The following is a 14,289-nucleotide window of genomic DNA, read 5'->3' on the forward strand; positions in this document are numbered from 1 at the left end:
TTCGGCGTCGGCTGCCGGCCGAACACCTCCCCCCGCAATGGCCGGCAGCCGACGCCGAAGCGCTGTTCCGTGAACTCGCGGCCCGCTTCGAGCCGGAGGCCGAGCGGATCGCCGCGGACATCCTGGACCGCTGGGAGGACGCGCCGACGGTCTGACCGGCCCGCGCCGGCGCCCTCAGGCCCCGCCGCGTGCCTGTTCCCTCACCGCGCGCGGCGACAGGCCGAACTCGGCCCGGAACACCCTGCTGAAATGGCTCGCTTCCCCCAGCCCTGTGCGGGACGCCAGGACGTACGCGGGCAGGTGTTTCAGCGCCGGGTCGAGCAGGTCCTTGTGTCCCGGGCGACCGAGCCGGACAACCCGGCGAAGGACCGACCTCGGTCAGGCGCCCCGCAGGCTCTCGGCGCTCCCTTCGACGGCCGAGATCAGCGCCTCGACCGTGGCGCCGAAGATCTGCTCGTCCGTCACCGCGGCCAGTTCGCCACTGAGGCCGGTGATGTGGGGGAAGCGCTGCGGGTCGACCAGCCGGTACTCGCGGTTCCACGCGGAGTCGTCGGCCGCGCGGGCGTCCGCGTCGAACAGCAGGAACGCGGCCTGCTGCCCCACGTACGCGAGGAGGGTGTCCCCGATCATGCGGTAGTGGACGGCGGCCTCCGCCCCTTCCAGGCCCGCCTCCCGGACGGCGCCGAGGATGAGTTCGACGACCCGGAACTCGTTGGAGCGGCGTGTGGTCCGGCTCGCCATGGCGGAGCCCACCACCGGGTACTTGAGGGCGACCGCGAGGGAGGCGTCGGCGAGTGCCCGGATGCGGCCCTGCCAGTCGAGGCCGTCGGGGATGGCGTCGAGGGCCTCGCCGAGCATGTGGTCGGCGACCGACAGCAGCAGCTCGTCCTTGTCGCGGAAGTGCCGGTAGATCGCGGTCGGATCCGCCCCGAGCTCCTCGCCCAGGCGCCGGACGGTGAAGGCGTCCTCGCTTCCCCGGGCGGCGATGCGCAGGCTCGCTTCGATGATCGCGGCGGGCGTGAGCTGACTGCCGGCGCGCTTGCTCCGGGCCTTGGTGGCGGGTGACTTCGGCATGGTGCGGCCAGTGTATCGGTTCGGGATCCAGTGAGCGCAACACTGTTGACAGCGCTGTTGCGCTGTCGTTCACTCCTCCTCAACGAACACGTCGGGCGGGTCATTCCGCCCTGATGGAGGTTGAATTGATGGCGCACAGCAGCGAACGGGCCGACACCGTCTTCGTCGGAGGCCGGGTCTTCACCGGCGCGGGCCCCGTCCCGGTGGACGCCGCCGTCGCCGTCGCGGGCGGCCGGATCATCGCCGTCGCCGACGTGGGTACGGTGCGCACGCTGACCGGCGCCGGTACGGAGGTCGTCGATCTGGAGGGCGGCCTGCTCGTCCCCGGATTCCAGGACGCGCACATCCACCCCGTGATGGGTGGCACCCAGATGCTCGGCTGCGACCAGAGCGAGCAGACCACCGCCGATGGCTGCCTCGACGTGGTGGCCCAGTACGCCAAGGACCACCCGGACACGGCCTGGATCCGTGGCGGCGGCTGGTCGATGGACTGCTTCCCGGGCGGCACGCCGACGCGTTCCATGCTCGACGCGGTGGTGCCCGACCGGCCCGTGCTGCTCGTGAACTGCGACGGCCACGGTGCGTGGGTCAACACCCGCGCGCTGGAGATCGCCGGTGTCGACCGGCACACCGCAGACCCGGCCGACGGCCGCATCGAGCGGGAGGCGGACGGCACCCCGGCCGGCACCCTGCACGAGGGTGCCGTCGAACTGGTGGCCCGGCACGTTCCCGTCGCGACCGAGGACGAGACATACGCCGGACTGCTCGCCGCTCAGGAGTACCTGTTCTCACTCGGGGTCACCGGGTGGCAGGACGCCATGATCGGCTCCTTCCACGGCTACCCGGACAACCTGCCCGTCTACCTGCGTGCGGCCCGCGAGGGCTCGCTGCTCGCCCGGGTCGTCGGTGCCCTGTGGTGGGACCGCAACCGCGGTATGGAGCAGCTTCCGGAACTGGAGGAGCGTCGCCGCATCGGCCGGGAGGGCCGCTTCGACGCCACCAGCATCAAGATCATGCAGGACGGCGTGGCGGAGAACTTCACCGCCGGGATGCTGGAGCCCTATCTGGACGGCTGCGGCTGCGCGACCGGAAACTCGGGCCTGAGCTTCGTCGAGCCCGGGCTCCTGAAGGAAGCGGTCTGCGCACTCGACCGGTCCGGCTTCCAGGTCCACTTCCACGCCCTCGGCGACCGGGCCGTGCGCGAGGCGCTCGACGCCCTCGCCGCGGCCCGTGCCGCCAACGGCGCGAACGACCACCGGCACCACCTGGCCCACCTCCAGGTCGTCCACCCCGATGACATCGCGCGTTTCGCGGAACTCGGCGTCGCCGCGAACATCCAGCCGCTGTGGGCCGCCCACGAACCCCAGATGGACGAGCTGACCATCCCGTTCCTCGGGGCCGAACGCGCCGCCCAGCAGTACCCGTTCGGCGATCTGCGCACGGCCGGTGCCCACCTCGCCGCCGGCAGCGACTGGTCGGTGAGCAGTCCCAACCCGCTGTGGGGCATCCACGTCGCGGTCAACCGTGCCGCCCCGGCGGGAGAGCTCCCCGAGGGCGCGACGTACCCACCGTTCTACCCCGAGCAGGCACTGACCCTGGCCGAGGCGCTCACCGCATACACCGCGGGCACCGCCTGGGTGAACCACCTCGACGACGTGACCGGCACGGTCGAGGTGGGCAAGTACGCGGACCTCGTCGTTCTCGACCGTGACCCGTTCACGCGCCCCGCCGACGAGATAGGCGACGTCCGGGTCCGCCGGACGTACGTCGAAGGCCGCCTCGTGTTCGACGCGAACACGACCGCGCCCACTGCGTCGACCGACTGACACAGCCCCCCACGCACTTCATCGAGCCCACCCCGGACGGAGACAGACAGTGCCATCGAAGAGTGCAGGATCCAGACGGCCGACGCGGATGCGGACGGTGCGCCGCGCAGCGGGGGCCCTCCTCGCGGCGAGCGCCGTGCTCATCACGAGTGCGTGCAGCGGCACGGCGGACAAGGGCAAGGACGCCGACGCCGGCACGTCGTACAAGCTGACCAAGCAGACGCCCGCCGCCGCGGGCGACATCGACTCCTTCACCTGGTCGATCTATGCCGAGCCCTCCTCGCTGGACTACGTCTACGCGTACGACTACCCGCCGAACCAGATCCTCGCCAACGTCTGCGAGAGCCTGCTGCGCTGGAACCCGGACCTGTCGACGTCGCCGAACCTGGCGTCCTCGTTCACCAATCCGACGCCCACCACCTGGGTCTACAAGATCCGTCCGGGCGTGCGCTTCCACGACGGCACGGTCCTCACCGCGAAGGACGTCGTCGCCTCGCTGCGCCGTCACATGGACCCCGCTGTGGGCAGCGCGTGGGAGAACACCTTCCGCAACGTGAAGTCGATCGACATGACCGCACCGCTGGAAGTCACCGTCAAACTGACGAAGCCGGACGCGGTCTTCAACCAGGAGATGGCCACCAGCTCGGGGACCATCGAGTCGGCCGCGACCCTCGCCAGGGCGGGCAAGGACTACGGCAGCCCCAAGGGAGGGGTCAACTGCACGGGCCCGTTCTCCTTCGGGTCCTGGGCATCGGGTCAGTCACTCACCCTGAAGAAGTACGACGGTTACTGGAACAAGGATCTGAAGCCCAAGGCGGGCCAGGTCAAGTTCGTGTTCCTGAGTGACGCGACGACCCGCGTCAACGCATTCCAGAGCGGTGAGGTGGACGGTGGCTGGATGGTCCCGGCCGACGCCTACGACCAGCTCGGCACGTCCTCCGCCGGCAAGCTCTACTACGGCGTCAACAGCACCGTCGCCGAGGAGATCGTCAGCAACCTCAAGGGCCCGCTCGGCGACGCCGAGGTGCGCAAGGCCCTGCTCATGGCCATCGACCGCAAGGGCATCGTCAAGGCCGGAGCCGGCGGGGTCGGCGAGGTCGCCGACTCCCTCGTCACCGACAACATGTGGGACCAGGCGCCTGCGGCGAGCCGCAAGGACATCATCAAGGACGTGCCGAAGTATCCGTACGACCCGGCGAAGGCCAAGGAGATCGCGGAGAAGGCCGGGGTGAAGGGGGAGCGGATCGTCATCGCGACCAGCCCGCTCGACTCGCAGACCACGATCGTCGCGCAGGCCGTCGAGCAGGCCGCCAAGGCCATCGGCCTCGACCCCAGGATCGAGACGCTGTCGCCGGAGAAGTACTCGACGCTCTTCACCGACGCCGCCGCCCGTAAGGGAGTCGACCTCTTCCTGACCTTCTGGTACACCTCGATCACCGACCCGCTGGATGTGTACGGCTCCCTGGAGACCGGCATGTTCACCAACTACGGCGGCTGGTCGGACAAGGAGTTCGACCGGGCGGTCGAGGACGCCGCCGGCACCTATGACCCGGCCGCGCGGTCCGCGGCGAGCGCCGAGGCGCAGAAGATCGCCCTGCGGGAACTGCCCTGGCTGCCCCTGTACACGCAGCCCACGAGCGTCTTCCTCGGGAACCGGATCACCGGCGTCCAGCCGTCGGTCGCCTACCTCTACTACCCGTGGGCCGCCGAGATCGGGGCCAAGAAGTGAGCCGCACGGCCACCCGGGCGATCGGGGTCGTGAGCCGCCTGGCCGGGATGGCGGCGACCTTGCTGGTCACCTCCTTCCTGGTGTTCTCCTCGCTGTACCTGGCACCCGGCGACCCGGCGAGCTTCCTGGTGCGCGGGCGCAGCGCCGGCCCCGAGGAACTCGCCCGGATCCGCCACAGGTACGGCTTCGACGAGCCGTTCCTCGTCCGGTACTGGGACTGGCTGGGCGGCGTACTGCACGGCGACTTCGGCCGCTCCTACGTCTTCCACCAGGACGTCAGCTCGGTCATCTGGTCGCGGCTGCCGGCCACCCTGCTGCTGATCGCCGCCTCCGCCCTGCTGATCGCGGTGGTCGGGGTCGCGGCGGGCATCGTCGGCGCGCTGCGCCGCGGCACCCGCACCGACTCGATGCTGATGCTGCTGGTGACGGTGGGGGCCGCGGCCCCCGCCTTCGTCGCCGCGCTGCTGCTGCGGTCGCTGTTCGGCGTGAAGCTGGGCTGGTTCCCGACCATCGGCAACGGCACGGGCGTTCTCGACCGGCTGCACCACGTCGTACTGCCGGCGATCGCGCTGTCCGTCACATTCATGGCGATGGTCACGCGGGTGACCCGCTCGTCGATGCTGGAGGAACTGGGCCGTGAGCACGTCGAGGTCGCGGTGAGCCGCGGCACCCCCCGGTGGACCGTGATCCGGCGGCACGTACTGCGCAACGCCCTCGGCCCGATCGTCACCGTCTCCGCGCTCCTCATCTCCGGAATGCTGGTGAGCACCTCGATCGTGGAGACGGCGTTCGGCATGTCGGGCGTGGGATCCCTGCTGGTGACCTCGGTCAACCAGATGGACTTCCAGGTGGTGCAGGCGATCGTGCTGCTCGTGGTGGCCGCGTTCGTCGTGGTCAACTTCCTGGTGGACCTGGTGCATCCGCTGATCGATCCGCGGGTGGCGGCAGCGGGGAGTGCGCGATGAGCGCCCAGATGGCGGGAGTGACCCGCAAGCCGATCGCCAAGCTGCGTTCCATGGGGGGCGGTTGGCTGGAGAAGGTCTGCCTGGGCCTTCTCGTCCTCTTCGTGCTGGTCGCGCTGTTCGCACCGTGGCTGTCACCGCAGGACCCGACGTACGGCGAGCTGGGCACCGGGCTTGTCGGCCCGGGCGCCGACCACTGGCTGGGCACCGACCAGGGCGGGCACGACACCTTCTCGGCCCTGATCGAGGGAAGCCGCACGAGTCTGGCCGGACCGCTTCTGGTGGTCCTGGTCTCGACCGTGGCCGGCATCGCCATCGGCCTGTTCGCGGCATGGCGGGGCGGCTGGGTGGACACCGTTCTCGGGCGGCTGCTCGATGTGGTCTTCGCCTTCCCGGCGCTGCTCGTCGCGATTCTCGCGGTGGCCGTCTTCGGCAAGGGGATGACGGCGCCGGTGATCGCCATGTCCGTGGCCTACATGCCGTACACCGCACGCCTGGTGCGCGGCCTCGCGATGCAGGAACAGGCCAGGCCGTACATCGCGGCCTACCGGGTGCAGGGGCACTCCGCGCTGTACGTCGCGGTCCGCCGGCTGCTCCCGAACATCGGCCCGACCGTGCTCGCCCAGTCCTCCGTCAACTTCGGCTACGCCCTGCTCGACCTCGCGGCCCTGTCGTTCCTCGGCCTGGGCGTGCAGGCACCGACGCCCGACTGGGGCGCCATGATCAACCAGTCCCAGGCGGCCGTACTGCGCGGCCAGCCGCTGTCCGCGGTCGTGCCCGCCGTCGCCGTCGTGGTGGTCGTCGTCGCCTTCAACATCGTCGGGGAGAACGTCGGCGACCGGCTCGCAGGGAGGAAGACCTGATGGCGCTGCTGGAGTACGAGAACCTGAGCATCGCCCTGCCCGGCACGGCCCGGCCGGTCCTCGACGGCATCGACCTGACCGTCTCGGCAGGTGAAGTCGTCGCGCTGGTCGGCGAATCCGGTTCCGGGAAGTCGGTCACCGCACGGTCGGCCCTCGGGCTGTTCCCCACCGGGGCCCACGTCGACGGACACGTGCGCGTCGACGGTACGGAGGTGGTGGGCGCCGGCCCGGCGGCCCTGCGGGCGATCCGTACCGGCACGGCTTCGATGATCTTCCAGGACCCCCGGGCGGGCATCAACCCGGTCCGCCGCATCGGCGACTTCCTCACCGAGGCACTGCGCGTCAGCAACGGCTGGAGCAAGGGCCGCGCCGACGACCGCGCCGTCGAACTGCTCGGCGCGGTCGGACTCCCGGACCCCGAACGGCACCTGCGCCAGTACCCGTACGAGCTCTCCGGCGGCATGCTGCAACGCGTCATGATCGCCGCGGCGCTCACCGCCGGTCCCAGGCTGCTGCTCTGCGACGAACCCACCACCGCGCTCGACGTCTCCACCCAGGCCGAGATCATGGCCATCCTCGGGCGGCTGCAGCGCGAGCGTGACCTGGGCATGCTCCTGATCACGCACGACATCGAGCTCGCCGCCGCGGTCTGCGACCGCATCTACGTGATGTACGCGGGCCGGATCGTCGAGACGGCTCCCACCGCACAGCTCTTCGGGGCGCCCCGCCACCCCTACACCGCGGGCCTGCTCGGCTCCTCGCCGCCCCTCCGGGCTCCGGCCGGACCGCCCGCCCGGCTCACGCCGATCCCGGGTTCCCCCATGGGGCTGCTCGACTCGGCGCCCGGCTGCTCCTTCGCGGCGCGCTGCCGCTCGGCCCGGCCCGGTGTCTGTGACCGGACACCGCCGCCGCTGGAGGGGCACGGCACGGCGCTGGTCGCCTGCCATCTCGCGGAGTCACTCACCGCAACCGACAACACAGCTACAGGGGAGGGCACTTGACCGTCGACGACCATGCCCGCACGCTGCTTCAGGTCTGCGGCCTGCGCAAGGCCTACCGGACGGGAAAGACGGAGGTCGTCGCCGTCGATGACCTGTCGTTCTCACTACGGGCCGGCGGCGCACTCGGCATCGTGGGGGAGTCGGGCTCCGGCAAGACGACCACGGCCAGGATGCTGATCGGCCTCGAACGCCCCGACGCCGGACAGATACTCGTCCAGGGCGAACCACTGGCCCCGACGGTACGCGGCAGAGCGGCCCGCCTCGCCCGTGCCAAGGCGGTGCAGATCGTCTTCCAGGATCCGTACCTCTCGCTGGACGGCCGGATCACCGTCGGCGCCACCATCGACGGAGCGCTGCGCCTGCACGGCCTCGCCGATCCCGCCGCCCGGACCGCCAGGACGAGGGAACTCCTCGCCCAGGTGGGGCTCGGGGAACGGGAGGCGGCGGCCCTGCCGCGCAAACTCTCCGGCGGCCAGCGCCAACGCGCCGCCATCGCACGTGCGCTGGCGGTCGAACCCGCCGTGCTCGTCCTGGACGAGGCGGTGTCCGCGCTCGACGTCTCCGTCCAGGCCCAGGTGCTCAACCTCCTGTCGGACATCCGCCGCGACACCGGCATCGGCCTGGTCTTCGTCAGCCACGACCTGGCCGTCGTGCGGTACGTGTGCGACGAGGCGCTCGTCCTGTACCGGGGCCGCACCATGGAGCACCGCCCTGTCGCGGAGCTGCTCTCCGACCCCGGACACCCGTACACGCAGTTGCTGCTGGCGTCCGTTCCCCGGCCGGACTGGGACCCCGACTCCATCAGCCGGCGGCGCCGGGAGCTCGGTCCTGCGGCAGCGGGAGGTGGCGCCTGACGGTCCTGGTGTGCCCCGGCCACCGGGCACGTCCGGCATCGGCCCGGCGGCCCGCGCTCAGACCGCCCTGGCGGGCCCGACGCCGTCGACGTCGAACGTCACCTGGTCCTCGTAGCACCACCACCAGGTCTCGCCCGGCTCGTAGGAGCGGATGAGGGGGTGCCCCGTGGCCTCACGATGCGCGGTGGCGTGTTTGTTGCGGGAGGAGTCGCAGCAGCCGATCTGCCCGCAGCTCTGGCACTCGCGCAGATGCACCCAGTCGTCGCCCTGTGCGACGCACTGCGGGCAGGAGTCCGGACTGTCCGGGGTGACACGTCGGACCTGGTCCAGATGCGAGCAGATCGGCGCGGACGACACGTCCGTCATGACGGGCTCTCCCTTGCGGTTCCGTACCGGCGGGACACGCCCCGAGTCCGGCGGGCCGACGGGGACCGGGCTCAACCGCGGGCACTTCGGAGCTTCCTCAAGCCTCTCACCGCGAGGTCGCCTGTCAACTCGTGACCGACGGGTGCGACCGTCGGCAGCGGGATCGGGCCGCAGGCCCCACGCCGGGGGACGCGCGACCCTCGATTCCTCCGCGTGTCCGCGCCCGCGCTCACGGGCGAGAAGGACGGCGCCGCGGGAGTTCCCGGTCGTGAGCGGACTCCTGGCCACCTCGAACGCCTCCCGTAACCGGGCGGGATCTATGCTGTGGCCGGTCTACGGACGCCGTTTCCTTGCCAGTTGGCGCAGCTCTCGATGACGGAGGCGGCCGCGCCCGCCTCCGTACCGGTCCGGGGCCATGCGCCCGGCCAAGAGAGCAGATCATGATCGCCACTGTCCTCGCCGTCGTCGCGACCCTCCTCGGGGCGATCGTCACCGGCACGTTCCAGCACCTGGCAGCCGGCCGCGCCGAGCGGGCAGCCGCTACGGCGCAGCTGCGCCGCGACCGGCTCGACGCGGTGACGACACTCGCCTCCGCCGGCTCCGACCACCGTCGCGCCCTGTGGATGCGGGGTGAGGCCCGGCTGCGTGGCGCCGGCGACACCGAGCGGGAGGAACTGCGAGCCAGGTCTCACGAAACCCGCTCCGCCATCACCCGCCCCCTGGTCGCCCTGCGGCTCCTCGTGCCCGACCCGGCCGTCCACGCCACCGCACAGGCCATGGTCGTCGCCACCTACGACATGGCCGACGCCGCCACGAGCACGGAGGAGCTGACCGCGGCGCGAGAGGCCGCACGGGCCGCGCACGACCGCTTCATCGACGCCGCCGCCGCCTACTTCAGGGCCAACACCTGAGCCGGGACCCAACCGGACGCGGGCCGGGTGCGCCGGATGCGGAGGGCCGGCCGGTGCCGTCCATCCCCCGCGGGGAGGTGAGGAAGCCCTGGCAGCCCGACGCTGATGTCGGATTTCCGCCAGCCGCACGCCCGGGCCGTGCCCCATGCTTGAACCATGCACACCGACACCGAGCGCTGCGTGCGGGCTGTTCAGTCCAAGGACTCCCGGTTCGACGGCTGGTTCTTCACCGCGGTCCTGACCACCCGGATCTACTGCCGCCCGAGCTGCCCCGTCGTGCCGCCCAAGGTCGAGAACATGAGCTTCTACCCGAGCGCCGCCGCCTGCCAGCAGGCCGGGTTCCGGGCCTGCAAGCGGTGCCGGCCCGACACGAGCCCCGGATCGCCCGAGTGGAACGCCCGTGCCGACTCCGTGGCCCGCGCGATGCGCCTGATCCGGGACGGGGTCGTCGACCGGGAAGGCGTCCCCGGCCTGGCCACCCGGCTCGGTTACTCGGCCCGGCAGATCGAACGGCAACTGCTCGCCGAGCTGGGCGCCGGCCCCCTCGCGCTGGCCCGGGCGCAGCGGGCACAGACCGCTCGGGTGCTCATCGAGACGACCGGGCTGCCCATGGCCGAGGTCGCCTTCGCGGCCGGGTTCGCCTCGATCCGCACCTTCAACGACACCGTCCGCGAGGTCTTCGCCCTCGCCCCCGGGGAGCTGCGCAGCCGCGCCTCCCGGCCGGTGCGGCCGCCGGCCACGCCCGGGGTGATAGCGCTGCGGCTTCCGTACCGCGCCCCGCTCAACCCCAGCAACCTCTTCGGGCACCTCGCCGCGACGGCCGTCCCCGGGGTCGAGGAGTGGCGCGACGGGGCCTACCGCCGCACACTCGACCTGCCGCACGGGCACGGCCTCGTGGCGCTCACCCCGCACCCCGACCACATCGCCTGCCGGCTCGCGCTCACCGACCCGCGCGATCTCACCCTGGCCATCAGCCGGTGCCGCTGGCTGCTGGACCTGGACGCCGACCCGGTGGCCGTCGACGAGCAGCTGCGCGCCGATCCCCTGCTGGCCCCGCTGGTCGACAAGGCACCGGGCCGCCGGGTGCCGAGGACCGTCGACGGTGCGGAGTTCGCCGTCCGGGCCGTGCTCGGCCAGCAGGTGTCCACCGCCGCCGCCCGTACCCACGCGGCCCGGCTGGTCACGGCCCACGGCGCCCCCGTCGACGACCCGGAGGGCGGCCTCACCCACCTCTTCCCGACTCCCGGGGCGCTGGCAGAGCTCGACCCCGATCAGCTCGCGCTGCCCCGCAGCCGCCGCCGTACCCTCACCACGCTCGTCGGCGCCCTGGCGGACGGCTCGCTGCGGCTGGGCACCGACACCGACTGGGAGAAGGCGCGGGCGGAACTGACCGCGCTGCCCGGATTCGGCCCCTGGACCGTCGAGGTCATCGCCATGCGGGCGCTCGGCGACCCGGACGCCTTCCTGCCGACGGATCTCGGCATCCGGCGGGCCGCAGAACAGCTCGGTCTGCCGTCGACACCGGCCGCGCTCACCGCACGCGCGGCGGGCTGGCGGCCGTGGCGGGCCTATGCCGTCCAGTACCTGTGGACCGTCGACGACCACCCCATCAACCACCTTCCCGCACAAGGAAGTTCCTCGTGACCACGCCCCGCACCACCACTGCGCCCCGGCCGGCCCGGCAGCACATGGTGATCGACAGTCCTTACGGCCCGCTGACCCTCGTCGCCACCGACCGGGTCCTCGCCGGCCTGTACATGACCGATCAGCGCCACCGACCGCCCGAGGAGACCTTCGGCGAGCCCGACGCGGGCCCCTTCGACGAGGCCGTCGAGCAGCTGGACGCCTACTTCGCCGGAGAGCTGCGGGAGTTCGATCTCCCGCTGGACCTCGCAGGCACCCCGTTCCAGCGTTCCGTCTGGGCCGAGCTCCAGCGGATTCCGTACGGCGAGACCCGTACGTACGGCGAACTGGCCGAGAACCTCGGCAAGCCCGGCGCCTCGCGCGCGGTGGGGCTGGCCAACGGCAAGAACCCGGTCGGCATCATCGTGCCGTGCCACCGGGTGATCGGGGCCTCGGGGAGCCTCACCGGATACGGCGGCGGGCTGGACCGCAAGCAGCGGCTGCTGGCCTTCGAGAACGGTACGGAGGACAGCTCTCCGGCGCTCTTCTAGGAACCGTGCCGGCGAAACCGTGTGGCGGAACCGTACGGCGAAGGGCTCCGCGCGGACGACGCGCGGAGCCCTTCGTTCGTTCCTCGGGACCGGTCAGCCGGTGAAGATCTCGACGACCGTCCAGATCGCCAGCCCCAGCATGCACACCCCGCCGATGCGCTGGACGGTCTTGAGCGGTACACGCTTGGCGATGAAGCGTCCCGCGAGCAGAGCCAGGGCCGATACGGACATCAGCGCGGCGGCGGATCCGATCGCGGTGGACCAGGCGCCGTTGCTCGCGGCCAGGTTGGCGGTCGTGATCTGGGTGAGATCGCCCCACTCACTGATGAACACCGCCATGAAAGCGGTGGAGTACACCGGCCAGAAGCCGGTGACCGTCTTGGGCCCGCCGTCCTCGTCGTCGTCGCCCGCGTCGGCCCGGAGCAGCATGAACGCGCCGAAGGCGAAGAGGGAGGCGGAGACGAGCTTGACGATCCAGTCGGGCAGCAGGCCGAGCAGGCCGCCCGCCCCGACCGCGATGGCGACGTGGACGATGAACGCGGACGAGGTGCCGAACCAGACGTAGAGCGGGCGCATGCGCGTGCCCATGGCCAGCGACGCGAACATCGTCTTGTCGGGGAGTTCCGCGAGGAAGATCAGCCCGAAAGCGGTGAGGATCGCCAGGGGGTCGAGATGCATTCCGGGTGGCTTTCTGTTGGAGCCGGGCCCCGGATCTTCCGCGAAGTGCCGCTCGGGCTTTTCGGAGGACCACTCGGCCCGGCATGACGGCACCGCCCACGGGGCGTGGGCGTGTCATACCTGACCGAAGGTCTCGCCCGCCCGCAATGATCCACGAGCCCGGCCACCGGGAACCCGGAGGTTCCAGTGTGTCGACGACCGGTTTGCAGGGCTACTCCCCTTCGCAGCCGTCAACGTTACCGCACACCGCCTCCGGCCGCCCACGTGCGGTCCAGGAAGTCCGCGATCAGCGGTGCGATCTGCGGGAGGTGGTCCTCCAGGGCGAAGTGCCCGGTCTCGAAGAGGTGCAGTTCGGCGCCGGGGAGATCGCGCAGATAGGCGCGGGCGCCGGGCTCGGTGAAGAACATGTCGCCCGTGCCCCAGACGACCAGTGCCGGCGGGGTGTGCTTGCGCAGCCAGTCCTGCCACTGCGGGTAGAGCGCGACATTGGAGTGGTAGTCGAAGGCCAGGTCCAGCTGCGGCCGGGTGCGGCCCGGAAGATCCAGGAAGTGCTGGTCCAGCGTCCAGCCGTCCGGCGCCACCCGTTCGGGATCGGCCGTGCCGCCCTCGTACTGGCCACGGGTCGCGGGCAGGGTCAGCAGTGACCGCACGGTGTCGGCGGCGCCGGGGACCTCCGGGCGCAGGGCGATGAAGTCGCGGGCCTGCTGCGACAGCCCCTCCTCGTACGCGTTGCCGTTCTGCACCACCAGACCGGCGATCCACTCCGGGTGGCGGGCGGCGAGCCGGAAGCCGACGGGGGCGCCGAAGTCGAACACGTACATCACGAAGCGGGACAGCCCGAGCTGCCGCACGAAGCCTTCGGTGATGTCGGCGAGCCGGTCGAAGGTGTACGTGAACGGGCCGCCGGTGGTCGAGGACGCCGGGGCGTCGCTGTGGCCGAAGCCCGGGTAGTCCGGGGCGATGAGCCGGTAGTGGGCGCCCAGCGCGTCCATCAGCCGGCGGAACTGGTGCGAGGCCGACGGGAAGCCGTGGAGCAGCAGCATCACCGGGGCGTCGTCCGCCGCGCCGACGGGGAGCGACTCGCGGTAGAAGACACGGACGCCGTCGACCTCGATGTGCCGGTGACGGATGTGCGGAACAGCTTGAATCGCCATGTTCACATGCCTCCTGGTTGGCCCGATGCATTAGTTCTACGCCGAAGAGTTCTAATGCGTCAAGTGAATGAGTTAGCGTTAGTGGCATGAACGGTGATGAGCCTCTGACCGGCGAGCTGCTCGCCCTGGACCTGCTCAACACGCTGCCGTACACGGCCCAGGGCCCCCCGGCCGATCACCTGGCCGACACGGCCGGTCTGCTGGCCTGGCTGACGCTGGAGGGCGAGCGGCTGCCCGGGGCCGCCGGGGTGCGGGAGGTGACCCCGGACGATCTGGCGGCGGTGCGCGCGGTCCGGGCGGCCGCGTCCGAGGCCGTCGCGGCGGCCCGGCGCGGTGAGCGCCCGCCGGAACCGTCCCTGCGCGCACTCAACGAGGCCCAGCTCGCCGCCCCCGCCGTCCGGTACGCGCAGTGGGACGGCGAGGGGGTCGTGGCGCCGGCCCGCCGCTCCGGCCCGCCCGGGGTGAGGGTGGCCGCGGCCCTGGCCGAGGAGGTGGCCGAGCTGCTGGCGGATCCGGCGCTCGCGAGCATCCGGGAGTGCGAGGCCGAGGACTGCACGATGCTGTTCGTGCCCGCCCACCCCCGCCGCCGCTGGTGTTCGGCCGCGCGCTGCGGCAACCGTGCGCGAGTGGCCCGCTACTACCGGCGCCACAAGGGGGAGGAGGGGGCGGGCACGAACAGCATCGTGCAGTCCTCGGC

Annotated in this window: 15 protein-coding genes; 11 read left to right on the plus strand and 4 right to left on the minus strand. The window is 71.6% G+C overall.

Translation table 11 applies throughout. From position 1 onward, the window contains the following. Nucleotides 1-11: 11 nt before the first annotated feature. The gene (locus JGS39_RS31380; protein WP_236065851.1) at nt 12-155 is read left to right on the plus strand and encodes a PaaX family transcriptional regulator C-terminal domain-containing protein; all 144 of its coding nucleotides are present in this window, start codon (nt 12-14) and stop codon (nt 153-155) included. Nucleotides 156-378: 223 nt separating this feature from the next. On the opposite strand, the gene JGS39_RS31385 is transcribed toward JGS39_RS31380, so the two are convergent. Next, complete coding sequence (locus JGS39_RS31385) at nt 379-1,074, minus strand: TetR/AcrR family transcriptional regulator (protein ID WP_219573134.1); 696 nt, start codon at nt 1,072-1,074, stop codon at nt 379-381. 128 nt (nt 1,075-1,202) lie between these two features. On the opposite strand from JGS39_RS31385, the gene JGS39_RS31390 reads away from it, so the two are divergent. The 6 genes from JGS39_RS31390 (at nt 1,203) to JGS39_RS31415 (ending at nt 8,309) form a co-directional block, all read left to right on the plus strand. Beyond that, complete coding sequence (locus JGS39_RS31390; RefSeq protein ID WP_219573135.1) at nt 1,203-2,900, plus strand: amidohydrolase; 1,698 nt, start codon at nt 1,203-1,205, stop codon at nt 2,898-2,900. A gap of 88 nt (nt 2,901-2,988) precedes the next feature. Beyond that, the gene (locus JGS39_RS31395) at nt 2,989-4,629 is read left to right on the plus strand and encodes an ABC transporter substrate-binding protein (protein ID WP_219573136.1); all 1,641 of its coding nucleotides are present in this window, start codon (nt 2,989-2,991) and stop codon (nt 4,627-4,629) included. Continuing rightward, on the plus strand, nt 4,626-5,594 hold the full coding sequence (locus JGS39_RS31400) for an ABC transporter permease (RefSeq protein ID WP_306105966.1): 969 nt from the start codon (nt 4,626-4,628) through the stop codon (nt 5,592-5,594). Before JGS39_RS31395 ends, JGS39_RS31400 begins: the two co-directional genes overlap by 4 nt. Further along, the gene (locus JGS39_RS31405) at nt 5,591-6,454 is read left to right on the plus strand and encodes an ABC transporter permease (protein ID WP_219573137.1); all 864 of its coding nucleotides are present in this window, start codon (nt 5,591-5,593) and stop codon (nt 6,452-6,454) included. The genes JGS39_RS31400 and JGS39_RS31405 overlap by 4 nt, the downstream gene beginning before the upstream one ends. Further along, nucleotides 6,454-7,455, plus strand: coding sequence for an ABC transporter ATP-binding protein (locus JGS39_RS31410; RefSeq protein ID WP_219573138.1), 1,002 nt, complete (start codon nt 6,454-6,456; stop codon nt 7,453-7,455). Before JGS39_RS31405 ends, JGS39_RS31410 begins: the two co-directional genes overlap by 1 nt. Continuing rightward, a complete protein-coding gene (locus JGS39_RS31415; protein ID WP_236063805.1) occupies nt 7,452-8,309 on the plus strand; it encodes an ATP-binding cassette domain-containing protein in 858 nt (285 codons plus the stop codon). Before JGS39_RS31410 ends, JGS39_RS31415 begins: the two co-directional genes overlap by 4 nt. A gap of 57 nt (nt 8,310-8,366) precedes the next feature. On the opposite strand, the gene JGS39_RS31420 is transcribed toward JGS39_RS31415, so the two are convergent. Then, nucleotides 8,367-8,675 (minus strand): UBP-type zinc finger domain-containing protein, encoded by a 309-nt coding sequence (locus JGS39_RS31420; protein WP_219573139.1) that lies wholly within the window; start codon nt 8,673-8,675, stop codon nt 8,367-8,369. A 440-nt stretch (nt 8,676-9,115) separates the two neighbouring features. Here JGS39_RS31420 and kilB point away from each other — a divergent pair, with 440 nt between their 5' ends. The 3 genes from kilB to JGS39_RS31435 all read left to right on the plus strand — a co-directional run bounded on the left by kilB (nt 9,116) and on the right by JGS39_RS31435 (nt 11,760). Next, nucleotides 9,116-9,586: a plasmid transfer protein KilB gene (kilB, locus tag JGS39_RS31425; protein WP_219573140.1), complete on the plus strand. Its 471-nt coding sequence runs from the start codon at nt 9,116-9,118 to the stop codon at nt 9,584-9,586. 156 nt (nt 9,587-9,742) lie between these two features. Beyond that, complete coding sequence (locus tag JGS39_RS31430) at nt 9,743-11,230, plus strand: AlkA N-terminal domain-containing protein (RefSeq protein ID WP_219573141.1); 1,488 nt, start codon at nt 9,743-9,745, stop codon at nt 11,228-11,230. Nucleotides 11,231-11,274: 44 nt separating this feature from the next. Continuing rightward, nucleotides 11,275-11,760 (plus strand): methylated-DNA--[protein]-cysteine S-methyltransferase, encoded by a 486-nt coding sequence (locus JGS39_RS31435; RefSeq protein WP_219573147.1) that lies wholly within the window; start codon nt 11,275-11,277, stop codon nt 11,758-11,760. Nucleotides 11,761-11,853: 93 nt separating this feature from the next. Here the strand turns inward: JGS39_RS31435 and JGS39_RS31440 are convergent, their stop codons facing one another. Both JGS39_RS31440 and JGS39_RS31445 read right to left on the minus strand, forming a co-directional pair. Continuing rightward, entirely contained in the window at nt 11,854-12,438 is a 585-nt protein-coding gene (locus JGS39_RS31440) for a TMEM165/GDT1 family protein (protein ID WP_219573142.1), read from the minus strand. A 236-nt stretch (nt 12,439-12,674) separates the two neighbouring features. Then, complete coding sequence (locus tag JGS39_RS31445) at nt 12,675-13,592, minus strand: alpha/beta fold hydrolase (protein WP_219573143.1); 918 nt, start codon at nt 13,590-13,592, stop codon at nt 12,675-12,677. 86 nt (nt 13,593-13,678) lie between these two features. On the opposite strand from JGS39_RS31445, the gene JGS39_RS31450 reads away from it, so the two are divergent. After that, on the plus strand, nt 13,679-14,289 hold a 611-nt coding region (locus tag JGS39_RS31450; protein ID WP_219573144.1), incomplete at its 3' end, for an ABATE domain-containing protein.

Origin of the sequence: Streptomyces poriferorum (genome assembly GCF_019399235.1) — a bacterium.
Taxonomy (GTDB): domain Bacteria; phylum Actinomycetota; class Actinomycetes; order Streptomycetales; family Streptomycetaceae; genus Streptomyces; species Streptomyces poriferorum.

Excerpts from the sequence above, each read along its gene's own strand:
- JGS39_RS31430 (WP_219573141.1), top strand. The coding sequence starts at position 9,743 with ATGCACACCGACACCGAGCGCTGCGTGCGGGCTGTTCAGTCCAAGGAC.
- JGS39_RS31405 (WP_219573137.1), top strand. The coding sequence starts at position 5,591 with ATGAGCGCCCAGATGGCGGGAGTGACCCGCAAGCCGATCGCCAAGCTG.
- JGS39_RS31395 (WP_219573136.1), top strand. The coding sequence starts at position 2,989 with ATGCGGACGGTGCGCCGCGCAGCGGGGGCCCTCCTCGCGGCGAGCGCC.
- JGS39_RS31435 (WP_219573147.1), top strand. The coding sequence starts at position 11,275 with ATGGTGATCGACAGTCCTTACGGCCCGCTGACCCTCGTCGCCACCGAC.
- JGS39_RS31445 (WP_219573143.1), bottom strand. The coding sequence starts at position 13,592 with ATGGCGATTCAAGCTGTTCCGCACATCCGTCACCGGCACATCGAGGTC.
- JGS39_RS31420 (WP_219573139.1), bottom strand. The coding sequence starts at position 8,675 with ATGACGGACGTGTCGTCCGCGCCGATCTGCTCGCATCTGGACCAGGTC.
- JGS39_RS31390 (WP_219573135.1), top strand. The coding sequence starts at position 1,203 with ATGGCGCACAGCAGCGAACGGGCCGACACCGTCTTCGTCGGAGGCCGG.
- JGS39_RS31385 (WP_219573134.1), bottom strand. The coding sequence starts at position 1,074 with ATGCCGAAGTCACCCGCCACCAAGGCCCGGAGCAAGCGCGCCGGCAGT.
- JGS39_RS31410 (WP_219573138.1), top strand. The coding sequence starts at position 6,454 with ATGGCGCTGCTGGAGTACGAGAACCTGAGCATCGCCCTGCCCGGCACG.
- kilB (WP_219573140.1), top strand. The coding sequence starts at position 9,116 with ATGATCGCCACTGTCCTCGCCGTCGTCGCGACCCTCCTCGGGGCGATC.
- JGS39_RS31440 (WP_219573142.1), bottom strand. The coding sequence starts at position 12,438 with ATGCATCTCGACCCCCTGGCGATCCTCACCGCTTTCGGGCTGATCTTC.